18 protein-coding genes are annotated in these 22,995 nt (G+C 69.6%); 10 read left to right on the top strand and 8 right to left on the bottom strand.

Annotation, left to right across the window (positions count from 1 at the left end):
• Positions 1-2 precede the first annotated feature (2 nt).
• Positions 3-1,175, bottom strand: a complete 1,173-nt coding sequence (locus E2493_RS17625) for a lipase family protein (RefSeq protein WP_135089545.1) — start codon at positions 1,173-1,175, stop codon at positions 3-5.
• A 281-nt stretch (positions 1,176-1,456) separates the two neighbouring features.
• On the opposite strand from E2493_RS17625, the gene E2493_RS17630 reads away from it, so the two are divergent.
• A complete protein-coding gene (locus tag E2493_RS17630) occupies positions 1,457-1,957 on the top strand; it encodes a hypothetical protein (protein ID WP_135089547.1) in 501 nt (166 codons plus the stop codon).
• A gap of 5 nt (positions 1,958-1,962) precedes the next feature.
• On the opposite strand, the gene E2493_RS17635 is transcribed toward E2493_RS17630, so the two are convergent.
• The 4 genes from E2493_RS17635 to E2493_RS17650 all read right to left on the bottom strand — a co-directional run bounded on the left by E2493_RS17635 (position 1,963) and on the right by E2493_RS17650 (position 7,516).
• Positions 1,963-2,844 (bottom strand): AraC family transcriptional regulator, encoded by an 882-nt coding sequence (locus E2493_RS17635; protein ID WP_135089550.1) that lies wholly within the window; start codon positions 2,842-2,844, stop codon positions 1,963-1,965.
• Positions 2,845-2,925: 81 nt separating this feature from the next.
• The gene (locus E2493_RS17640; protein WP_225421566.1) at positions 2,926-4,857 is read right to left on the bottom strand and encodes an NPCBM/NEW2 domain-containing protein; all 1,932 of its coding nucleotides are present in this window, start codon (positions 4,855-4,857) and stop codon (positions 2,926-2,928) included.
• The gene (locus E2493_RS17645) at positions 4,854-6,278 is read right to left on the bottom strand and encodes a DUF4832 domain-containing protein (RefSeq protein WP_135089553.1); all 1,425 of its coding nucleotides are present in this window, start codon (positions 6,276-6,278) and stop codon (positions 4,854-4,856) included. Before E2493_RS17645 ends, E2493_RS17640 begins: the two co-directional genes overlap by 4 nt.
• 104 nt (positions 6,279-6,382) lie before the next feature.
• Positions 6,383-7,516, bottom strand: a complete 1,134-nt coding sequence (locus E2493_RS17650) for an amidohydrolase family protein (protein ID WP_225421567.1) — start codon at positions 7,514-7,516, stop codon at positions 6,383-6,385.
• Between the two features lie 153 nt (positions 7,517-7,669).
• On the opposite strand from E2493_RS17650, the gene E2493_RS17655 reads away from it, so the two are divergent.
• The 8 genes from E2493_RS17655 to E2493_RS17690 all read left to right on the top strand — a co-directional run bounded on the left by E2493_RS17655 (position 7,670) and on the right by E2493_RS17690 (position 15,293).
• Complete coding sequence (locus E2493_RS17655) at positions 7,670-7,948, top strand: Lrp/AsnC ligand binding domain-containing protein (RefSeq protein WP_135089556.1); 279 nt, start codon at positions 7,670-7,672, stop codon at positions 7,946-7,948.
• Positions 7,949-8,045: 97 nt separating this feature from the next.
• Complete coding sequence (locus tag E2493_RS17660) at positions 8,046-9,551, top strand: META domain-containing protein (protein ID WP_135089559.1); 1,506 nt, start codon at positions 8,046-8,048, stop codon at positions 9,549-9,551.
• A gap of 141 nt (positions 9,552-9,692) precedes the next feature.
• Complete coding sequence (locus E2493_RS17665; protein ID WP_135089562.1) at positions 9,693-10,100, top strand: DUF350 domain-containing protein; 408 nt, start codon at positions 9,693-9,695, stop codon at positions 10,098-10,100.
• Between the two features lie 26 nt (positions 10,101-10,126).
• Entirely contained in the window at positions 10,127-10,540 is a 414-nt protein-coding gene (locus E2493_RS17670) for a hypothetical protein (RefSeq protein ID WP_135089564.1), read from the top strand.
• Positions 10,541-10,543: 3 nt separating this feature from the next.
• Complete coding sequence (locus tag E2493_RS17675) at positions 10,544-11,689, top strand: glutathionylspermidine synthase family protein (protein WP_135089567.1); 1,146 nt, start codon at positions 10,544-10,546, stop codon at positions 11,687-11,689.
• Between the two features lie 4 nt (positions 11,690-11,693).
• Positions 11,694-12,092: a potassium channel family protein gene (locus E2493_RS17680; protein ID WP_135089570.1), complete on the top strand. Its 399-nt coding sequence runs from the start codon at positions 11,694-11,696 to the stop codon at positions 12,090-12,092.
• Entirely contained in the window at positions 12,089-13,648 is a 1,560-nt protein-coding gene (locus E2493_RS17685; protein ID WP_135089572.1) for a TolB family protein, read from the top strand. Before E2493_RS17680 ends, E2493_RS17685 begins: the two co-directional genes overlap by 4 nt.
• A 31-nt stretch (positions 13,649-13,679) precedes the next feature.
• On the top strand, positions 13,680-15,293 hold the full coding sequence (locus tag E2493_RS17690) for an alpha-L-fucosidase (protein ID WP_135089574.1): 1,614 nt from the start codon (positions 13,680-13,682) through the stop codon (positions 15,291-15,293).
• A 132-nt stretch (positions 15,294-15,425) separates the two neighbouring features.
• Here E2493_RS17690 and E2493_RS17695 read toward each other — a convergent pair whose 3' ends face one another.
• The gene (locus E2493_RS17695; protein ID WP_135089576.1) at positions 15,426-18,317 is read right to left on the bottom strand and encodes a TIM-barrel domain-containing protein; all 2,892 of its coding nucleotides are present in this window, start codon (positions 18,315-18,317) and stop codon (positions 15,426-15,428) included.
• A gap of 10 nt (positions 18,318-18,327) precedes the next feature.
• Entirely contained in the window at positions 18,328-19,989 is a 1,662-nt protein-coding gene (locus tag E2493_RS17700) for a DUF5597 domain-containing protein (RefSeq protein WP_135089578.1), read from the bottom strand.
• 135 nt (positions 19,990-20,124) lie between these two features.
• Here E2493_RS17700 and E2493_RS17705 point away from each other — a divergent pair, with 135 nt between their 5' ends.
• Positions 20,125-22,368, top strand: a complete 2,244-nt coding sequence (locus E2493_RS17705; protein ID WP_225421568.1) for a WD40/YVTN/BNR-like repeat-containing protein — start codon at positions 20,125-20,127, stop codon at positions 22,366-22,368.
• Between the two features lie 14 nt (positions 22,369-22,382).
• Here the strand turns inward: E2493_RS17705 and E2493_RS17710 are convergent.
• On the bottom strand, positions 22,383-22,995 hold a 613-nt coding region (locus E2493_RS17710), incomplete at its 5' end, for a transposase (RefSeq protein WP_135089580.1).

A 22,995-nucleotide genomic window follows, 5' to 3' on the forward strand; every position in this document is an offset into this window, starting at 1 on the left:
GCCTAGCGAGCAAGCGTCGGTAGCCGATAGCGCGCGAGGACGTTGTTCGGCTGCGTCTGCACCGTGCCGCGCCCGCCGGCGCGCGCGACCGCTTCCACGTCCTCGCGCTGGGCGCTCTCCAGCCGCTGCATGCGCGGCGCGTCGGGGGCGAAGGCATAGGGCGGGACCAGCCCCATCAGCAGCATGTAATTGGCGCAGGCATGCTGGGCGCCGGCTTCCTGGAACCATTCCAGGCCGAAGATCGGGTGCTCGAGCTTGATGAACTTGCCGGGCAGCGGCGCGATGGCGCTGGGCACCGCCACATAAGGATAATCGAGGGCGTCCAGCGCCAGGCACGTCGTTGCCGCCCAGCTCGCGACCACTGGGTCGAGATACCAGAGGCCGTAGACGTCGGGGATCGCGCCGACCTCCCACCACGCCATCGGAACGACGTCCATCGGGTTGACGTAGATCTGGCGCAGCGGACAGGCGGCGGCGAGATCGTCGACGAAGCCCTGGTTGCCCGCGGTCGGTCCGGCAAAGGTGATCGGGGTCAGCCAGGCGGCCTTGGCGGGCGGCAGGTTCGCGACCAGCCAGGGCGCCAGCATCGATGCGATGCACCCGCCGAGGCTGTGGCCGGTGACGAGGATGATCGGCTCGTGGCCGTCGACCTGCGGCAGTGCACAGAGATAGTCGAGGACCGTCTGCCCTCCCCATGTCAGCCCGGTCACGGTCCGGAAGGCGGAGCGGCTGCCGTTCGCCACCCAGGCGTCGGGATCGTCCTGCCACTGGTCCTGCGGGATCGGCGTGGCGTCCTCGTACAGATCCTCGAGCAGGCCCTTCACGTCCGGATCGGCGGTCCCGCGGTTGACCAGGGCGACGGCGAACGGCGAGGTTCCAGCCGGCGCGTCGGGGCTGCCGGCGAACAGGCCGGCGACGTAGAGCAGATTGCCGTCGTCGCCGTCCACCACCGGTCCCCAGACGCAGCGCCAGTAGCTGTCGTTGACCGGCGGGAAGACCTTGTCCGGATCGGCGACGTCGCCGGGAATATCGGTGATCGGCTCGTCATATGCGAAATAGGACAGTTGAACCATGGCGGTGGCGACCGCGCTCGTCGCCGTCGCAGCGGGCGCGTCGGGGGACCGAACCGCCTCCAGGCCGCCGACCAATTCGTCGATGCGCTGCGTCATCGTCATCCTGCCCTCCACCGATAGCCGACCCGCCGGGCGCCGATCGCGTCCGCGCCGGTCGCTCGAGTCCGCAGGCACGAGTGTCGATGTCCGGGGCCGGGCGGCGCAAGCGGAACCCGCACCGATCTGAACGATGCCGGGTCGGCGCGGCACGTCCCCTCCGTTCACCGGTGGTGGAGAGCAGGAGAAGGTCCAAGATCAGGGCGCCCAGCCCTTGGCCCGGCCCGCGCGTCCGCCGCCGTGCTCCGACACAGGAACTTCGCGCCGGCGGGACGCGTCTCCCCGCGATGCGTGCCCTGCTTCTGATCCTTGCCATGGGCCTTGCCGGCTGCGACGGCGCGGCAGCGCCGGATGCTGGAACCGATCCGCCCGCCGCCGCGTCCGCTTCGCCCGCCTCGCCCGGTGCCGAGCCGCCGACGCCGCCACCGCCGGCACCGGCCCTGCCGGGGCTGCGGCCGCTCGGCGCAGCGCGCGTCGCCGCGGAGATCGGCGCCGGCCCGCGCTGCGCGCTGAGCGACGGCGGCAGGGTGCTGATGGCCGTGAGTGCGCGGGGCGCGGTGATCGACGACCAGGGCAGGATCGTCCGCCTGGCGCGGGATGCGGGGGACGGCATCGCGGCCGGCGGCCGCTTCGCCGCGGACGATCTGGCGGTGGAGGTGCGCCCGGGCGGCGAGATCGGCCGCGCCGGGGACGGGGTGGTGCGCGACGCCGGCGCGGCGATCGTGCGCGACCGGCACGGCTTCTCGGTCTCGCACGGCCTGCGCTGGACCTGCGCCCCCGGCGCCTGACGCGCCTATTTCAGCGGCAGGTACAGCTCGGTCACCGCCTCGTGCTCGGGCACGTCGGGGAAGAAGGCGATGCGCCGGCAGTAGAGCGGGAAATCGCGCGGCTCCTCGCCGCTGGCCGGGAGCCAGTCGCGGTAGAGGAAGAGCGCCGCCGGCTCGAGATCATCGCTGCTGCCGGTGACTGGGAGGACGGCGCAGCGGCCGCCGGGGATCAGGCCCGGCGCCACGCCGGCCTCGTTCGGCGCGACCGGGCGATCGGTGCCGGCGCAGAGGCTCAGGCGATAATCCTCCGGCGCCGCGGTCCGCGGATCGGAATGGAAGATGTTCCAGGTCGTGCTCACTCTCGGCCCCAGCCCTTGCGCCTTTCGCCAGGCGATGAAGCGCTGGATCGTGGCGCCGATCGTGCGCGGATCGCCGCGATGCTCCATCACCGCCACCGGCACCGGCGGCGTGTCGCGGATCGTGACCTGGTCGGCGGAAAAGCTCGTCTGCATGCGCTTGCTCCTTGCTTCGGTGAGAGGCCCGAGGGCCGCATGCCAAGTCTCCCAGTCGGGCGACCGCCGGAACGCCGAGGGCAATTGCCCGATCCTTTTGCGAAAGGCGCGGGCGAAGGCGTCCGGCGCGTCATAGCCGGCCTCCATCGCGATCGCGGTGACGCTGTCGCGATCCCGGAAGGCCAGCCGGTACGAGGCCCGCTTCATGCGCGCGAGCTGGACGTAGCGATGGACCGAGACCTCGAACACGGCCGAGAACTGGCGATGGAAGTGACAGGGCGAGAAAGCGGCGACGCCGGCGAGCGTCGCGAGATCGAGATCGCCGTCGAGGTGGCGATCGACATGATCGAGCACCCGCTCCATCCGGTCCTGGTATCTCTGGCGTGCCGTCTTCATCCGCTCCTCCGTGGCGCCGCCAGCTAGCCCGGCGCGGCGGACGGGCGCTCGACCGATCTTGCGATTGTGCGCGCCAAGGCCTCAGCGGCCGGTGAGCGCCGCCTCGCACCAGCAGACCGAGGTCGGGATCGGCGCATCGCCGCCGTCCTCACGCGCGACCAATTCGACGATGCGGACCCCGGTCACATCGGCGGTGAGCGCCGCCGGGGCCGCGCCGAAAGCGAGCTCCGGCGACTGGGCGAGCAGCCTGCCGTCGCCGTAGACGGTGAAGCGCACCCGGGCGGCGGGATCGCGGGTCGCGTCGTCGATCCCGACCAGGGCCGAGAAGCGCGTGTCGCCCTTGTCGTTGCGCACCTCGAGCCGGGAGCCGCCGAGCAAGCCGAGACCGGTCGAGAACTTGCGGCCCGCCACCTGCAGCGCGGTGCCGTAGGGCGCGGCATCGGCCTGGGCGCCGCCCCAACCGGGATAGCCCGCCCGCTCGCCCGACGAGCGCGTGCCGCCCCAGGGGCTGACCATCTGGTGGATCGTCGGATCGGCCTCGGGACGCAGCACCCCGTCGTGCGCGACGTTCACCGAGCCGGGGATCTCGGACAGATAGACGCCGTCGGGAAGCGCACGGGTGCCGCTCGCCATGAACATCCGCGTCTCGCGCGGCGCCAGCGCGAAGCTTTGCTCGCCGGCAGACGCGTCGAAGCGGGCCTTGCTCCACAGGTCGGTGAGCGTGAACGGCTGGCCGGCGGCGAACTTGAGATGCTCGGCGGTGAGCGTCGCATTCAGCGTCCGCTGGCCGCGGTTGAACAGGACCACCGCCTTACGCCCCGTATCCTGCATCGTCTTGACGATGATCTGCACGTCGTCCGACTGATAGGCGATGACGCCCTGGTTGCCGGCTGGATCCTGGTTGACCGCAACGACGTCGGCGTTGCCCCAGATGTCGAGCAACGCCCTGGGCGCGTTGCGCAGATCGTAGCCGATCAGCAGCGGCGCGTTCGCGATCGCCCAGAGCGAGAAATGCGACCGTGCCTCGACGAGATGGTTCTCGTCGAAATCGCCGGCGCCTATGAACAGCATGTCCGGATCGTTCCAGCTGTGCGGCTGGGCGTAAAGAGCCCGCGTCGCGGCGCTGTCGAACGTGTGCAGCATCCGCGTCCATTCGGGCGTGATGTCGTTGCTCGTCCGCCAGAGATTGCCGACGTCCTTGCCCCAGGACCGCACGTTGGCCTCACCCCAGGGGACGATCGAGAAGACATAGTCGCCGTCGGGATTGTGCCGCGCCAACGCGTCGGCCACGTCCTGGTAGAGCGCGCGCACCTGCGCATGGTCGGTGCGGTTCGGCATGCCGCGCTCGATCCGCGGCGGCATCGGCCGATAGCCGTTCTTCGCGACCAGATCGGTGCCGGGGCGGAAATCGGCGAGGCCGCACGCATCGGCCTTCACATAATCGAAGCCCCATTCGGCGAAGAACAGGCGGATGTCCTGGTCGACATGGCCGTAGAGACCGATCTCCCGCTCGGCGGTCGTTCCCTCCGGCAGGTTGGGCGAATGGAGATCGAAAGCCTGGGAGCAGGCGTTGCGGCCGACGTCGGTGTAGATGCCGGCCTTGAGGCCCATGGCGTGGATGCGGTCGACGAACGGGCGGAAGCTGGAGTCCTGCTTCCCGCCGGTGCGCGCGCTCGGAAAGATCGCGGTCCGGATCAGAATGCGGCCGTCGCTCTGCCGGCGCTTCAGCCACCAGCCGTCGTCGATGTTGACGTAGCGATAGCCGAGCTTCGCGAGCCCGGTGTCGACCAGTGCCCGGGCGGCGCCGAGCACCTTCTCCTCGTTGACCTCGGTGCGGAAGGCGTTCCAGGAGTTCCAGCCCATCGGCGGGGTGGCGGCGGCGCCGCGCGCGTTCGCGCTCCATCGTCCGGTCGGCGCGAGCGGATCGACGGCCTGCGCGACGGCGGGTGCGCCGAGCGAGACGGAGACGGCAAGCGCGGCCGCCGAACAGATGAAACGCAAAATCCGGTTCAATTTTTTGCTCCTGATCGCGGCGCGGCCGGACGCCCGGGCCGGCGCGCAGCGCCGCCGACCTCGATCGCGATGCCGAGCGCATTGTAGCCGGTGGCCGCCTCCCACATGTCGCGATTGGCGAGACGGATCGAATAGTCCGGACGGCGGCGAAGCCGCGGCGCCGGATCGGGCAGGTTGAGGAACAGATCGTAGCGGCCCGGCGCGACCGAGGCGGGAAGGTTCGCCGCGATGCGCAGCGTCTGCGCCGCGCCGCCGGTCCATCGCCGCGGATCGTCGGGCAGCGTCAGCACATGCTCGCGCCGGGTCAGGCGATGGCGCAGCACCAGCTCGAGCGGTCTCGGAGTGTAGGGGCTGGCGAAGCCGTCGTTGGCGAGGTCGATCGTACCGGAGAGGATTCCGCCCGCCGCCGGATAGCGGACGAACGATGCGCGGGTCAGTCGAAAGCGGTAGCCGAGCCGCTTCGCGATCTCGTCGAAGCAACCCTGCTTCTTCCAGAGAGCGAGGACCTCGGGATGATAATCGCGGTTGAGCTGGCTCCAGCGCAGCAATGCGAGCTGGTCGAGGGCAGTGTCGCACTGAATGTAGGGCTGGGCGTCGGCGGCGACATTGCAGGTCTCGCCGCCCTGAGGAACGAAGAGATTCTCCTGCGCTAAATACGCCTTCTGCGCGGCGAGGGCGGCAGGGTCGTCGGGCTCGTAGGTGTTCCAGTCGTCGGCCGAGGCGAGGAAGCAATCATTGTGGTGGCCGACGCGGGCGATCGGGCTGGCGCCGAACGCCTCCTGTGCGGTGAGCGGCGCGCTGCGCCCGAACAGGGCCACCTTGTCGCGCTGGTAGCGCAAGGCGACGCTGCGCGAGGGCGGCAAAGCGGCGAGCAGCCGATCGAGGATCGCCTTCTTCGCCGCGGGCGTCTCGAGCCCGCTGGTCGAATCGTGCCACTCGCCCCAGGCGCCGATGAACCCCGCCTCGAGGAAGGCGATGACGTCGCCGCCCTCGGCGAGCAGCGGCGCCAGCGTGTCGATATGGCCCAGCACCCGCGGCAGGTCGGTATCAGTGAGCCGATAATCCTCACCCTTGGGGAAACTGTAGGTGAAGCGCGGCACGACCTTCACGCCCTGGCGGCGGGCGGTGTCGAAGACGGACTGCACCGAGGCGAGCAATTTCCTGGGGAGCGGCCCCTCTCGATAATCGTCCAGCCTGAAATAGACGTGGAGGAGCGACATGTTCTCGCCGCGGACGCCGGCCATGTCGCCCTTGTAGCTGCGCGAGAAGCCGCGCTCCGGGTTGGGGAAGTCGCTCTCGTCCGGCAGATAGGTGCGCGTCGCCCTCGGCGGCACGAGGGCGGAGGCTGGCGGCGCCCCAGCGGCCGTTGCGGCGAGGAGCAGGACGCAGGCGGCGAGCCACCGGGCGCGCGTGTTCCTCATCCCCTCTCCCCCCGCCGACCCGGGGCCGCCTTGGCGGCGGTCTCCCGATATGCTGTCGAGGCGGACGCTACAGAGGATGCGCGAGCCGCACAATCGGCCATCGGTCACCCTCGGCCGCCGCGCTGGGAACGTTCTCCCAAGAACACGCGCCGGGCGTTCAACCTGTAGATCTTGTCGATCACGCCCCGCGGCAGGGCGAGGCCGCGCGGGCTCGCATCGATATTGTCGATCCGCTGCGCCTCGCCCGTGGCGAGGTAGCGCCAGTCGGACAGCCAGACACGGTGCGCATTCTCGCGGAAGGCGGCGGGATCGTCGCCCGGGCCGTGGGTGAGATCGGTGCCGTAGAGGATCCGGTCCTGGTAGCGGATGAAGAACTCCCGCACCTTCGCGTGATCGCGCACCGACTGGTGCTGGACCTGGGCCATGCGTGCGGCGAGATCGATCGTCGCCTGCGGATTGGCGTCGAGGAAGGCGGCGAGACGGTCCACGCTCCACTCCAGGCTCGCCATGTGCGCGCCGACGAAGCGCAACCCCGGATTGCGCCGAAGCAGCCGGTCGCGCGCCGCCATCTGCGCCTCGTAGCCCGGCAGCTCGGGGTGGAGATACATGTGATATTGCGGGTGGGCGGCGAAATAGGCGCGGTCGTTGGCGGTGGTCATCCGGTCCAGCGGCAGCCAGCAATTGCGCGGCTCGCCCTGGTGGCCGATCAGCGGAATGCCGAGCCGCTCGATCGCCTGCCAGACCGGGCGGAAACCCTCGTCATCGACCATCACCAGCCGCCCCGAGCGGTCGCGGAATTCCATGCCGACGTTCTTCCAGACCTTCACCGCGACGGCGCCTTCCGACACCGCCCCGGCGATCGCGGCAGAGGTGCGTTCGGGCCATTGCGGATCGCCCCAGCCCTGCATCGGAAAGGTGGTCGCGAAATGGATGCGGCCGGGCGCGGCGGCGGCGAAGCGCCGGGCGAGCCGCGCCTGCTCGGCGAGCGGCGGGAAGTCGGGATAGTCGACGTTGATGGTCAGCAAAGCGAAGCCGTCCGCTTTCGCCTGATCGATCAGGGCCGGGTCGGCGGAGTTGGCGTGGACATGCGCGTCGAACTTGGGAACGCTCGCAAAGTCCGCCATCGTGTAGCCGCGATCGGCGGCGCCGCGATCGCCCATCGCGCAGCCCAAAAGCGCGAGTGCCGCGAGCGCCGGCGCGGCAGCCCGCCGGCAGGCGATGATCGACATGACGCGCATTGCAGCACCCCCCTTCCCCGCACCCTAGCGAAAGCCGTTCGCGGCGAAAGAGGTGACCGTTCCAGATCGCGCTTGTGTCGCGGGGGCAGTGCTGGGAATGAGGAGCGCACGACCGGCGCAGGCCCTCGCGGCGCCGAAGAGAGGACGACCAGGATGCAATTCTTCATCTTCATCCGCTGCAAGCCGGGCAAGACGACCGAGGTCGGCCAGGCGATGGTCCGCAAGCGCCTGAAGGAGGTGCAGGAGATCCACTCGATCAGCGGCGAATGGGATCTGATGGTGCGCGCCATGCTCACGCCGCGCGGCGCCGACTCGGATTTCGAAAGCAATGTGATGGAGACCCTGCTCGCCGACCAATGGGACAATGTCGACCGGACGCAGACGATCATCGGCTATCGGGTGTTCAACCCGGAGGACAGCTTCGTCGAATAGTGCCCGTCCCGGCGGGACGGAACGGGCGCGGGGCGCGCGCTTTGATCCCTTGGGCGCAGCGCAAGGAGGGCCCGTCATCGTGCCGGCGTGGAGGATAATGGCGGGTCTCGCGGGGCTGGCGCTCGCCGCCTGCAGCGCGCCCGAGCGCCCCGACGGCGCCGCACCGTCGCGCGAGACCCCCGTCCCCGCCGAGGCGCCCGCACCACCGGCCGCGCCGTCCCTGTTCGGACGCTGGACGATCGAGGCGGTGAACGGCGCACCGGCACGGCCGCTGCAGGGCGCCGAACGCCCCTATGTCACCTTCTCGCCGCGATCCTATGGCGGCAGCAGCGGCTGCAACCATTTCGGCGGCAACGGCCTGTGGGTCGGCGACCGCTGGTTCGCCGAGGCGCCGATGGCGACGGCGATGGGTTGCGGCGCACTCACCGCGCAGGAGGATGCTGTCTTCAAGGTTCTCTCCGGCGGCCCGGTCGTGACCTGGGAGGGCGAAGACGTGGCGCTCCTCACGGCCGCCACCGGCACGATGCGGCTGCGCCGCGACGCCGCTCCCGCGCCGCCGAGCGAGGCCGAGGCCTCGCCGATGCGCCTGGCCGGCACGCGCTGGGATCTCCACGCGGTCGACGGCAAGGGAATCGACCTGCCCGGGCAGACGCGGCCGGCGCGCCTCACCTTCGAGGCCGACCAGTGGACCCTCGCGACGCCCTGCGCCTCCGTCTCCGGCCGATGGCGGCAGGAGGCCGGCGCGGTCGCGCTCGAGCCCGGCAGCCGGGCCGACCGCGCTTGCGGCAGCGCGCTGACGGCACCGAGCGAGGCGCTGATCGGGGCGGTGGCCGGCCGGCTCGCCTATACCGTCGGCTTGAACGGCGAGCTGGTGCTGGCCGGCGGCGACCACTGGATCGTCGGGCGGCGGGACGTCACGCTCGGCTGGGAGCAGCCGAACCTGCTCTCCGGGCGATGGCGGATCGTCTCGGTCGACGGAACCCCACCGCCGCCCGCCGAGCGGCCGGCGGAGCTCGCTTTCGGTCCCGGTGCGTTCGCCTTGTGGGACGGCTGCCGTCACAGCGAGGGCGTGGCGATCGCCCACGAGCGCAGGCTGTTCGTGCTCGGATCGGGCGTGGTGACGCTAGCCAATTGCCCGGCCGATCCGGTGCGGGCGGAGATCGCCGCCGCCCTCGGCGGCGGACCGCGCATCGCGTTGACCGGCGCCGGCGGAGTCGCACTGGTGTCGGACGCCGGCACGCTGCGGCTCGAACGCGTCTCGACGCAGCCGTTCGGCACCGGCGTCGAGACGAGGCTGCGCGCCGGCTCGGCCTTCGACCTGCTGACGGGCGAGGGCGCACCGGCGCGGCTGACGCTGGCCGCCGGCGGGCGCTTCACGCTCGCTCTGCCCTGCGGCACGATCGCCGGACGCTGGCGCACCGACAGCGCGCCCGCCGGCCCCTACGCCCGCTTCTCGCCGGACGCGGGGTGCAGCCGCACGGGGCCGCCCGACCCGATCGCCGAGTTCTTCACCGGCGACGTGCTGGCGGCGATCGGCCCCAATCGCGACATAGCCCTGTTCGTCAGCCGCGACCGGAGCCTTGCAGCGCGACCGGTGCGCTGACGTCCCTTCGCCGCCCGCGCCACGCTTTCCGTTGCGGAGCGGCCGGAACAACGGCAAAAACGACGGCGAGACGCGGGAGCGGCAGGGGTTGCGGGCAGCTTGCCGGCGGCCGCGCCCGCGGCAACACAGGAGGGGGCTTTCATGTTCGAATATTTCACCGACGCGCTGCCGCATTTTCTCGCCTATTTCGCGGCGGCGGTGGCGCTCGCAATCGCCTTCCTGCTGCTCTACGTGATGATCACGCCGCACAAGGAGATCGCGCTGATCCGCGACGGCAACAGCGCCGCCGCGGCCCAGCTGACCGGCACCTTTCTCGGCTTCTCGGTGCCGGTGGCGATGGTGATCGGCCATTCGGTGAGCATTCCCGACATGCTGCTCTGGGGCGCGGTCGCCGCGATCGTCCAGCTCGCCGTCTTCTTCCTGGTCTCGCGGCTGCTGTTCAGGAGCATCTCGCAGCGGATCACCGACCGCTGCGTCGCCTCGGGGATCTTCGTCGGCGGGATCGGCCTCGGCATCGGCATCCTCCAGGCCGCGTGCATGGTGCCCTGAGCGGCCGTGCGGAAAGGAGAGACGCGATGAAGAAGCAGCTCAGCATGACGACGGCGATGGCGACGGCGCTGCTCGCCCTTCCCGCCTGCTCGTCCAACGACGACTGGAACGGCGACGTCCTCGCCGATCGCGACACCGCGGTGTGCGTCGACCAGCAGGGCAAGAGGGTCGACGACGACCTTTGTGACGACGATCGGGATCGCGGCGGCAGCGGCGTGGGGAACGCCTTCCTGTGGTATTATATCGGCCGCAACTCGGCGCTGCCTTATTACGGGGACTCGATCTACGACCGGCGGTTCGCGGGCAAGGGATCGTTCAGCCGCAATCCCTCGGTCGCCTACGGCCGGGCGCCGAAATCGACGGCGATGACCCGCTCGCAGGCGGTGTCGCGCGGCGGCCTCGGCTCGAGCGCGCGGAGCTTCGGCGGCAGCAGGTCGTAAGGCATGGAGCGGCACGCGATCGCGCCCCGCACCGACTGGCAGGCGACCGTCGAGGCGCAGGGGCTGATCTGGCACAGCGACGGCGACCAGCCTTATTGGGACGAGAGCGCTTATTATTCGTTCACCCTGGCCGAGATCGAGACGATCGAGGCGGCGAGCGAGACGGTCTACGATCTCTTCCTCCAGGCCGGCGACAAGATCGTCGGCGATGCCGAGATGATGGAGCTGTTCGGCATCCCCGCCTTCTGTCACCGCGCGATCCGCCAGGCGTGGAAGGACGAGCCGCCATCGCTCAACTACGGCCGCTTCGACTTCGGCTATGACGGCGAGGGCGAGCCGAAGCTGTTCGAGTTCAACTGCGACACGCCGACCTCGATGCTCGAGGCGAGCGTGATCCAGTGGGAGTGGAAGGAGAGCCTGTTCCCCGCGCTCGACCAGTTCAACAGCCTGCACGAGAAACTGGTCGGGCGCTGGGCGGAGCTGCGCCCGCGCCTGTTCGGCCAGCGCGTCTGGTTCACCCATAGCGCCGATCCCGCGCACGAGGACACGATCACCACCACCTACATGCGCGACCTCGCCTCGCAGGCGGGGCTCGATACGCACGCCGTGCTGATCGACGATATCGGCGTCGACGCCGGCGGGCGCATCCTCGACCGCGAGGACCAGGTGATCACCTCGATCTTCAAGCTCTACCCATGGGAGTGGATCGTCGCCGAGCCGTTCGGCCAGGACGTGGTCCGCAACCTGCCGGAGACGGCCTGGATCGAGCCGATCTGGAAGATGGTGTGGAGCAACAAGGCGATCCTGCAACTGCTCTGGACGATGTTCCCCAACCATCCGAACCTGCTCGCCGCCTCGGTGCGGCAGGAGCGGATCGGCGGCAGCTATGTCGCCAAGCCGTTCCTGGCGCGCGAGGGCGCCAACATCGAGATCGTCGACCGCGGCGAGACGATCGCGCGCAGCCAGGGCGAGTATCGCGAAGGCCTGACCCTCTACCAGGAGCTGTATCGGCTGCGCGACTTCGGCAGCGGCTATCCGGTGCTCGGCGCCTGGATCGTCGACGGCGAGGCGGCCGGCCTGGGCATCCGCGAGGACGGGCTGATCACCGGCAACCGCGCCCGCTTCATCCCGCACGTCATCAGAGGCTAGGGCCATGAACAAATTCCAGGCGGCGACCGACACGCTGAAGGAGGTCGCCTTCTTCTACGCACTGTTGCTGGTGACCAGCGCCGGGCTGTTCATGCTGCTCGAGGACCGTGCGTTCGGCGAGAGCCTCTATTGGGCGGGGACGACCGCGACCTCGACCGGCTATGGCGACATCAGCCCGAAGACGCTCGGCGGCCAGGTCCTGGCCCTCGTGCTGATGCACATCTCGATCTTCGGCATCGCGCCGCTGATCGTGGTGCGGCTGGTCGACCGGCTGAACCAGAATCGCGACGCCTTCACCCATGAGGAGCAGGTCCGGATCCTCGAGGGGATCGAGCGGATCGAGAAAGCGCTCGGCTGCACCGCCGACGCGGGCGTCCCGGCGGGCGGGGGCAAGAGCGAATGAAGACGGCCATCCTCGCCGCGGCGTCGCTGGCCCTCGCCCTCTCCGCCTGCGCCGGCGGGTCGGCGGGAGAGGCTGTATCGGCAGGCGCCGAAGCGTCGCGCCTCGGCCTGTTCGATCGCGCCGCCGACATCGGCGCGCCGAGCCTGACCGGATCGACGCGCGTCGACGACGGCCGCTACACGGTCACCGGCGGCGGCGCGAACATCTGGGGCCATGCCGACGCCTTCCATTTCGTCTCGACGCAGCGCTCGGGCGACCTCCACCTCGCCGCCGACGTGACCTGGATCGGTACCGGCAAGGACCCGCACCGCAAGGCCGGCGTGATGATCCGGCAGAATCTGACCGCCGGCTCCCCGTATGCCGACGTCGTCGTGCACGGCGACGGCCTCGTCTCGCTGCAATATCGTGACGTGCAGGACGGCCCGACGCACGAGATCCGCTCGAACGTCTCCGCCGCGCGGCGGGTGCGGCTGGAGCGCGAGGGCGACTATGTCTTCTTCTCGGTCGCCCGCGACGACGGCGTGCTGCGCCACGCCGGCGGCAGTTACCGGATCGCAATGCCGGGCCCCTATCACGCCGGCCTCGCCGTCTCCGCGCATGACGACCGCGTCACCGAGACGGCGCTGTTCTCCAACGTGACGCTCACCGTCCCGACGCTCGCTCATGTCCCCGACACCGGCTACCCGGCGGCGGTCGAGAGCACGCTCGAGATCATGGACCTGGCCGGCGCAGAGAGCCGGCGGGTGGTCCGCCATTTCGCCTCGAAGATCGAGGCGCCGAACTGGTCGCGCGACGGCCGCTGGCTGATCTTCAACGAGAAGGGCCTGATCCGGCGGATCGCCGCGACCGGCGGCGAGCCGGAGACGGTGAACACCGGTGCGCTGCGCAAGAACAACAACGATCACGGCCTCTCGCCCGACGGGCGGATGCTGGCGATCTCCGACCAGTCGCAGCCCGACGATCACAGCCGGATCTACGTCCTTCCGGTGGAGGGATCGGACTCGCCCCGGCTCGTCGCCGGCCATCCGTCCGCCCCCTCCTATTGGCACGGCTGGTCACCCGACGGGCGGACGATCGCCTATACGGCGAGCCGGCCGGAAACGAACGACTTCGACATCTACGCCCGCGACCTCGACGGCGGGCCAGAACGGCGTCTTACCGTTGCCAAGGGGCTGGACGACGGCCCCGAATATTCGCCGGATGGCCGCACCATCTACTTCAACTCGGCGCGCTCGGGCGCGATGCAGATCTGGCGGATGCGCGCCGCCGACGGCGCCGAGCCGGAGCAGGTGACGAAGGATCCCGCCCGGCGCGACTGGTTTCCGCACCTCTCACCCGACGGCAAGTGGATCGTCTTCATCTCGTTCGGCCTCGACGTCGCTTTGGGCGACCATCCGCCGAACCGGGACGTCGAGCTCCGGATCATGCCCGCCGACGGCAGCGCGCCGCCGCGGACGCTGACCCGATTGTTCGGCGGCCAGGGCACGATCAACGTCCCCTCGTTTGCGCCGGACGGCAAGGCGATCGCCTTCGTCAGCTACCGGCTGGTGCGCTAGCCCCTCCCCAAGGACGCAACAGGAGCCCGCCTTGTTCTCGAGACGCGACCTTCTTCGCCTGTCCGCCGCCTCCGCGGCGCTCGCTCCCGCCGGCGTCAAGGCCGCGGCGCCGATCGCCGCAGACTGGCAGGCGCTCGCCGACGCCTATCGCGTGCCCGACTGGTTCCGCGACGCCAAGTTCGGGATCTGGGCGCATTGGGGGCCGCAATGCGTCCCCGAATTCGGCGACTGGTACGGCCGCCAGATGTACATCCAGGGCAACCCCTTTTACGAGCATCACGTCCGCACCTACGGCCACCCGTCGAAGACCGGCTTCATCGACCTGATCGGCCGCTGGAGAGCCGAGAAGTGGCAGCCCGCCGATCTGATGGCGCTCTATCGCAAGGCCGGCGCCCGCTACTTCATGGCGATGGCCAACCACCACGACAATCTCGACATGTTCGACAGCGCCCACCATTCCTGGAACACGACCCGGGTCGGGCCGAAGCGCGACATCGTCGGCACCTGGGCGAAGATCGCGCGCGAGGCGGGCATGCGCTTCGCGGTCAGCAATCATTCGAGCCACGCCTGGCATTGGTGGCAGACCGCTTATGGCTATGACGCGGAAGGCCCGCTGAAGGGCGTCCGCTACGACGCCTTTCGCCTGCGCAAGGCGGACGGCAAGGGCAAATTCTGGGATGGGCTCGACCCGCAGGAGCTCTACACCGGCCCGGCCTTCGTGCCGCCCGCCGGCCTCGACAGCATCGCCGCGATGAACGAATGGCACAATGCGCGCGACGGCCAGTGGATGGAGCATGCGCCGCCGCAGAATCCCGCCTTCGTCGCCCGCTGGGCGCTGCGCCAGCGCGACCTGATCGACAAATACCGGCCCGACATGGTCTATTTCGACGACCACCGGATACCGTTCGGGCAGACCGGTCTCGACGCCGTCGCCGAATATTACAACCGTAGCCTCGAATGGCACGGCGAGATCGACGTGGTGCTGACCGCCAAGCAGCTGTCGCCGTTCCAGCGCCATGCGATCGTCGAGGACGTCGAGCGGGGCTATCTCGCCGACATCCGGCCGCAGCCGTGGCAGACCGACACCTGCCTCGGCAGCTGGCATTACGACCGGCCGCTCTACGAGCGGAAGGGCTACAAGAGCGCGAAGAGCGTGATCCAGCGGCTGTGCGACGTCGTCTCGAAGAACGGCAATCTGATGCTCAGCGTACCGGTCCGGGGCGACGGCAGCCTCGACGAGCTCGAGATCGGCATCCTCGACGAACTCGCCGCCTGGTTCTCCCTGAACGGCGACGCAATCTACGGCACGCGGCCGTGGCGCCGCTTCGGCGAGGGGCCGACGCCGCCGCCGCTCGGCTGGATGGCCGAGCGCGAGGCCAAGCCGTTCGTCGGCGAGGACATACGCTTCACCGCGGGACGCGGCGTGCTCAACGCCTTCTTTCTCGAATGGCCCGAGCGGGAGAGCGCGATCACCTCGCTCGGAACCAGGGCGCTGCCGGACGCCGCGATCGAGCGCGTCGAGACGATGGGCGGCCGGCCGGTCCCCTTCTTCCGCGACGGGGAAGCCCTGCACCTGATGCTGCCGCCCGGCGCCGGCGGGGCGTTCGTCCCCGGCGTGCGCGTGTACGGGCGGGGACTGGTTTAGATCCTCCCCGCTTGCGGGGAGGGGGACCAGCCGAAGGCTGGTGGAGGGGGTTCTCCACCTGCCGCGGCCTGCAACGAACCCCCTCCACCATGCTTCGCATGGTCCCCCTCCCCACCCGTGGGGAGGATCAATTCACTTCTTCAGCGTCACGACCTGCTGGGCGCCGGTGTAGGTGATCGTCGCATCGCCCGCGCCGTCGAGCTCGAGCGGGCGCGCCTTTCCGGGGCGCATCCAGCGGATCCTGAAGGTGCGGCTCTGCTGCATGCCGGGGAAGCTGCCCTCGCGCGCGCCGATGGTCAGCGTGCCGGTCCGCTCGTTGTAGCGGATCGGGATGCGGGCGAAGGCGCCGTTCAGATACTGACGGCTGACGCCATCGTCCTCGTAGAGCGAGAAGCTGCCGTCGGCGCCGGTGTAGACGTTGAGGGTGACCGGGCCGGTCGGCTTCTCGGCCGTGCTCTGCATCTCCGGGCCGATCGGCACGATCGCGCCGGCACGGACGTAGAGCGGCATCCGCTCGTAGGGCGCGTCGGCGCGGATGGTGCGCCCCCCCGTCTCCGACCTGCCCGAGTAGAAATCGTACCAGGAGGTGCCGGCCGGCAGATAGACCTGCCGCTCGCGCGCCTTGAACGCCGTGACCGGTGCGACCAGGAAGGACGGACCGAACAGATATTGGTCGTTGACGTTCCAGCCGGCGCGATCGCTCGGGAAGTCCATCGCCAGGCCGCGCATGATCGTGCCGTCCTTGTGGAAGGTGTCGGCGGCGACGGTGTAGATGTAGGGCATCAGCCGGTAGCGCAGCTTGTCATACCATTCCATCGACCGGTACATCGCCGAGCCCGCCGGCGCGATCTCGTAGATCTCGCGCTTCGGCGCTTCGCCGTGGCTGCGGAACAGAGGCGAGAAGGCGCCGAACTGGAACCAGCGCAGGTTGAGCTCGCGCCATTCGTCGAGATGCGCCGGATCCTGCTTCGTGTAGCGGTCCTCGAGCGCGAAGCCGCCGATGTCGTGGGTCCAGTTGGGGACGCCGGCCATCGACAGGTTCACGCCGGCCGAGATCTGGTCCTTGAGGTCGTCCCAGCGGCTGGCGACGTCCCCCGACCACAGAGCGGAGCCGGTCCGCTGCGTGCCGGCGAAGCCCGAGCGGGTGAGGATGAACGGCCGGACGTCCGGTCTGTACTCGATCAGCCCCTTGTAGACGCCCTCGCCATGGACCAGCGGGAAGCTGTTGAACAAGGCGCCGCCTGGCCCGATCGCGGTCGGGCCCATGCGATAGGCGCGCTCCTCTATCGACAGGTTCGAGTGGATGTCGGGCTCGGTCGCGTCCATCCACCAGGCGTCGACGCCGAGGACGGCGAGCCGCTCCTTCATCTGCCGCCAGTAGATGGCGCGGCCCTTCGGGTTGTAGGGGTCGTAATCGGTGTTGAGATAGCCGGGTCCGACCCAGTCCTTCTCCTTCGCCTCGAGGTTGCGCGTGTAGACCGCGCCCGCCTTGGCGAGCTCCTTGTAATTGTCGGTGGTCGGGTAGAATTTCGGCCAGACCGAGATCATGAAGCGCGCGTTCAGCGCGTGGATCCGGTCGATCATGCCCTTGGGATCGGGGAAACGGGTCGGATCGAACTCGTGGCTGCCCCAATCGTCCTCGCGCCAGTAGAACCAGTCCTGGACGATGTTGTCGAGCGGCAGGCCGCGCTTGCGATATTCCTCGACGACGCCGACGACCTCGGCCTGGGTGTTGTAGCGCTGGCGGCTCTGCCAGAAGCCATAGGCCCATTTCGGCATCATCACCGCCTTGCCGGTGAGCTGGCGATAGCCGGCGATGACGCCGTCCATGTCCTGGCCGCCGACATAATAATAATCGATCGCATGACCCGCCTCGGAGGCGAAGGAAATCGAGCGGCGATCGGCCTCGGGCAGAGGATCGTTGTGCAGCAAGGCGATATAGCCGGCGTTCGGCTCCCACTCGATGCGGACGTCCGCCGGGCGGCCGGCGGCGAGCTCGAGGTCGAAATTGTGGTACCAGGGGTTCCAGTTCTGGCGCCAGCGCTCGAGCACCTGCTTGCCGTCGACGAAGACCTTCACATAGCTCGACGAATAGAGGCGGAAGCGGTGCAGGCCCGATTTGTCGGGCGTGATGCGGCCGGTCCAGATCACCCGCTGGGTCTGGACGGCGTTGCCGGCGGTGTTCTGGCCGGAGGTGGCGGCGACGGTCTGCGCCTTGGCGGCGGCCGGCCATTTCGCCTGATCCTTGATGTATTGATAGTTGATCGTCGCCTCGGTCTGGCTGACCGCCAGCCGGTCGCCGAGGAAATATTGGGCGGTCCAGCCGGGGCGGCCCTGGGCGTCGGTGACCTTGAGGCCGGTCTTGCCCTCGCCGACCAGGCTGTAGGGCTTGGGATTGCCGAAGCGGGTGATCGAATTGTTGTCCCAGAGGATGCCGTAATTCCGGGTCGAGACCAGGAACGGCACGGCGATGTCCATATTGTGCTGGGCGAGCTCGACGTCCTCGCCATTGTAGTTCATCTGGCCGTTCTGGTGCTGCCCGAGGCCGAACAGCCCCTCGTCGGTGTTGCGGTTGAACTGCTGCCGGGTCGCCAGATACTTGCTGCCCTCCACCGTTACCGGGGCGAAGCTGCCCGGCGCGGTCTCGGCGAGATCGACCTGGCCGCCGGCGTCGATGAAGGTGACGTTGCCGTCGGCGAGGCTGACGCTGGCCCGCACCTTCTCGGTGGTGAGGGTGACCACGCCGTCCTGCTCGCTGACCGCGAAGCCGCGGGTCTGCGGCGTCGCGGTGACCATCAGGCTGGCCGGCAGGTCGAGATCGCCGGACGGCACCGCCGTCACCCGCACGATGCTGTCGCCATAGACCTGGAGGCGCACCGCTTTCTCACCGCCGCGCTCCGGCGTGACGACGATGCCGGTGTCGGTCTTGCGCCAGCTGCCGGCGGCAAGGGCCTGGGCGCTGGTCGCGGCGAGGGCGGCGGCGAGCGCCAGGCGAAGAGCGGGGCGGATCTGCACGATGGTCATCCTCTTTGGTCTAGTTGCGCACGGCGGCGAGCGTGACGCGGAGCATCACGGGCCGGCCGGTGAAGTTGATCCCGTAATCGGTCTGATCGCCGTTCCAGACGCGGGTCATGACCCACCTGCCGTCGGGTCCGAAGCTGCCCTCCTCGACCCGAAGCACCGAGCCGGTCTCGCCCGCCGCGGGCGTATCGAGGGCAAAGCGGACGCGGACATCGCTGCCGGCGATGACGAACTCGTTCGGGCCGGTCTGCGCGGCGACCATGCCGCCGAGCGGCCTACCCTTCGTCGGATGCGGATCGGTCTTGATCCAGGTCCACTCGCGCTCGCCGAACTCCCAGAGCTCGTATTGCGCGCTGATCCGCCAGCGGCCCATCACCGTCGACTGATCGGCCGCGTCGGCGCCCTTGGCGACGCCCCAGGTCGGGCTGCTGCCCGCGATCCGCGCCCAGCTGCGCACGATCGGCGCGAACAGCTGGTATTTGGAGGCGAAGGCCTCCAGCGTCTCCTCGTCGAGCGTCTTGGCGCCGAGCGGATAGTTGGAGAAGCCGCTGGCATCCATGCCGAACGGCGCGAAGCCGATCGCGCCCCGGCCAAGCGCCGGCCAGAGGAAGCGCGCGTAATCGGCCGCGTTGCCGATCTCAGGGATCATCAGCGCATTGTCGGGTCGGGCGTAGTGATCGAGATGGGCGACCACTTCCTTCTGGTCGCGCGTGTAGATGTCCGGCGCGACCAGATCGATGCTCGGCGCCGCCGCCTTCCAGACGTCGATCATGTTCCACTGCGGCCCGCCGGTCGCCGAATAGGCCGCCGCCTTGGCGTCGAACGGGTTGCCGAGCGAGGCATTGGTGTACATCGGCAGCGCCTTCACCGCCTTGCCGGCGGCGGCGATCTCGTCGACGTAGCGGGCCATGTGCCAGGTGGTGAAGGCCTGCTCTCCGATCACCTCGCCGAAGACCTGCGTCCACGTGCCCGGTTTCCGACCGAGCTTGCGCACCAGCTCGGCCGGAACCTGCCCTTCGAACAGCCGCCGCGCCTCGGGGGCATGATCGCGGAGCAGGCCGTAGCTGCCGAGCTCGTTCTCCGGCTGGACCATGATCACCGTATTCTGCGGGTCATTGTCGTGCAGGTAGCGCATCAGGCGCACGAAGGCCTTCTTGTCCGCCTCGAGGTTGCTGCGCGAATGCGGGGTGAGCACGTAATGCGCGGTGCCGTCCGGCTTGGTCATGCGCGGGAAGCGACGCGGGTTGGTCTTCACCCATTCCGGCGCATAGTTCGGGCCGGTGTTCTTCCAGGTTGCGAACCAGAGGAGGACGAGCCGGACGTCATTCTCCCGCGCCTCGCGGAGCAGGGTATCGAGCCAGGAGAAATCGAACGCGCCTTCGCGCGGCTCGATCTGCTCCCAGGCGACCGGGATCTCCAGCGTATTGGCGTGGATGCGGCGGATCACCGGCCAGACCTTGGGCAGCATCGCCGGATAGTTGCTGCTGTTGTGCGCCTGGGCGCCGAGCATCAGCCAGGGCGCGCCGTCCACCTGCAGGACGTGCTTGCCGTTGCGGCTCTCAATGCGGGGAAGCGCGGTGGGATCGCCGGAGGCGGCGGCCGGGCCGGCGAGCAACAGCGCGCCCGCGACGCCGACGGCGGCGCTGCGCCACAGAGAAGCCAAACAACCCGCCATCGATCCTCCCTCGGCGCCGGAGCGATTCGTGCCGCCCTCTTGCCGCCTTCCCAGCCTTCGAAGCTGTTGTTAGCGGTATCACCGCCTCCGGAGAGGGGCTAGCATTTTGTCGGATTTAATGACGCGGGAGGAACGATGATCGCCAGGATCGGCACGCGCGCGGGGCTCATCGCCGCAGCCGCGGCCCTCGCCTGGGCCGCCGCCGCGCCGGCGCGCGAAGCCGCCGCCGAGCCCGCCGCTTACGCCTGGCGCAACGTGCGGGTCGGCGCCGGAGGGTTCGCGCCGAACATCGTGTTCAGCCCGGCCGAGCGCGGCCTCGCCTATCTGCGCACCGACATGGGCGGCGCCTATCGCTGGGACAGAGCCGTGGGGCGCTGGATCCCGCTCCAGGACGGCAATGCGGTGAGCAGCTATATGGGCGTCGAGAGCGTGGCCCCAGACCCCACCGACCCGAACAAAGTCTATCTCGCCGCCGGCATGGGCCATTGGGGCGAGGCGGCGATCTGGCGCTCGGCCGACCGCGGCGCGACCTGGGACGTGGTGCCGGTGCCGTTCAGGATGGGCGGCAACGAGGACGGCCGCGGCCTCGGCGAGCGGCTGGCGGTCGATCCGCACCGCCCCTCGACCCTGCTGTTCGGGTCGCGTCACGACGGCCTGTGGCGGAGCGAGGATTCGGGCCGCAGCTGGGCGCGCGTGACGCGCTTCCCGCACCAGGGGCTCGGCCTCCCCGCCGGCCGGCGCGAGACCCATGGCGGGGTGAGCTTCGTCGTCTTCGATCCCGCCTCGCGCAGCGTCTTCGCAGGGGTCGCCGATCCCGGCGCCGCCGCCGTCTACCGGTCGGACGACGGCGGGGGCAGCTGGCGCCGCCTGCCCGGCGGCCCGCCGCCCGCCATGCTGCCGGTCAAGGCCGACGTCGCGCACGGCCGGCTCTATCTCGCCTGCTCGACCGGCATCGGCCCGAACGGCATCGCCGCCGGATCGGTCTGGCGGCTCGACTTGGCCGGCGAGCGCTGGACCGACATCACACCGGACCGCAGTCCGACGGCGGAAGGCGGCTATATGGGCGTCAGCGCCGACCGCAACCGCCCCGGCCGCGTCGCCGTCTCGAGCGTGGACCGCTGGCATCCCGGGGACACCGTCTGGCTCAGCGACGACGACGGCGCGAAATGGGCGAACCTGCGGGAGCGCAGCCGCCGCGACGTCTCGGCCGCGCCCTGGCTGCGCTGGGGGCATGAGGAGGCGGAGTTCGGCCATTGGACGGCGGGCCTCGCGATCGATCCGTTCGACGGCGGCACGATCGCCTACACGACCGGCGCGACCGTCTATCGGACCGACGAGGGCGAACGCAGGTCGGGAACCATGCTGTGGCGTCCCTGGGTGAGCGGCATCGAGCAGACCGCGGTGATCACCCTGATCAGCCCGACCGGCGGGGCGCCGCTCGTCTCCGGCTTCGGCGATCTCGCCGGCTTCGTCCACGACGATCTCGACGTCGCCCCGGCGACCATGCATCTCGTGCCGCGGCTGACCAACACCAACAATCTCGATTACGCCGGCCGCAAGCCGAACGTGATCGTGCGCAGCGGCACGCTGCACGCGGAGCAGCCGCAGAGCGGCGCCTCTCTCGGCTATTCGGAGGACGGCGGGCGCAGCTGGCACGCCGTGCGGGTGCCGCCGATCGCCGTCCGGGGCCAGGCGCCGCAGCGCTACGACCTGCGCGGGGAGGCGCCGATCAACGTCTCGGCCGACGGCGCGACCTTCATCGTCGGGACGCCGATCGTCATGGTCACCCATGACCGAGGCCAGAGCTGGGCCGCCGCGGCCGGCCTCCCGCTCGGCGCCCGCGCCATCGCCGACAAGGTCGATCCGCGCCTGTTCTACGCGATCGATGTCGACGGCGGCCGGATCTTCGTCAGCCGCGACGGCGGGCGCAGCTTCGCGCCGGCGACCGCCCGCGGCCTGCCGCGCGACCTTACGCCCGCACGGATGCGCGGGCGGGAGGATCAATGGCCGATGGTCGCCGAGTTCGGCCGCGCCGGCGCTCTGTGGTTCAACCTCGGCGGGCGCCTCTGGCGCAGCGACGATGCGGGCGAGAGCTTCAGGGCCTTCGCCGACGCGGATCTCGTCGTCGACGAGTTCGGACTGGGCAAGGCGGAGTCCGGCAGCGCGCATCCCGCGCTTTATGCGATCGGCACCAAAGCAGGCGTGCGCGGCATCTGGCGCTCGCTCGACGGCGGCGGCCACTGGACGCGGATCAACGACGACGCCCATCAATGGGGCCTGCGCTTCCGCGCCGTCTCAGGAGACCCGCGCCACTTCGGCCGGGTCTACGTCGCGACCGACGGCCGCGGCATCGTCTGGGGCGAGCCGTCGGCGGACTAGAGTATCCGTTTTGGTCAAGCGATAGTCGGGGTCCATTTTCGTTCATCGCGCAACAGAGCATTGGCGAGGATGATCAGCTTTCGCATGATGGCCGTGATCGCAATTTTGGCGGGCTTTCCTGCCTTGGTAAGCGCCTGGTATTTGGCTTTCAGGGGTGGGTTGAAGCGCAAGGCGACGAGGGCTGGCATGTAGAGCGCCTGGCGGAGGTGGGCGCGCCCTCCGCGGATTGAGCTTCTGCCGCGCCAGGCGCCGGACTGGCGGGTGACGGGCGCGAGGCCGGCGAGGCTGGCGGCCTGTTTCGGCTCGAGCTGTCCGAGCTCTGGCATGTCCGCGAGGATGGCTATGGCGGTCGTTTCGCCGATACCGGGAATACTGCTCAGGATTGCGAGCCGATGGGCGAGGCCGGTCTCGCGTGCGATCAGCTGCCTGCATTGCCGGTCGATGGCTGCGACCTGACGCTCGAGTTGGTTGAGCCGCTGCGCGGCCTGGTGTTTGAGGAGCGCGATCTGTTGGCTTTTGGCGCGATTGAGAGAGGCGGTACGGTCGCGCATCAGTCCTCTGCGGGCGGCGACCAGTTCCGTCAGCTCGTCGAGAATGGCGCCTTTGGGTACATGCGCGGCAGGCCTG

Source organism: Sphingomonas parva (ex Maeng et al. 2020) (assembly GCF_004564275.1).
Classification (GTDB): Bacteria; Pseudomonadota; Alphaproteobacteria; order Sphingomonadales; family Sphingomonadaceae; genus Allosphingosinicella; species Allosphingosinicella parva.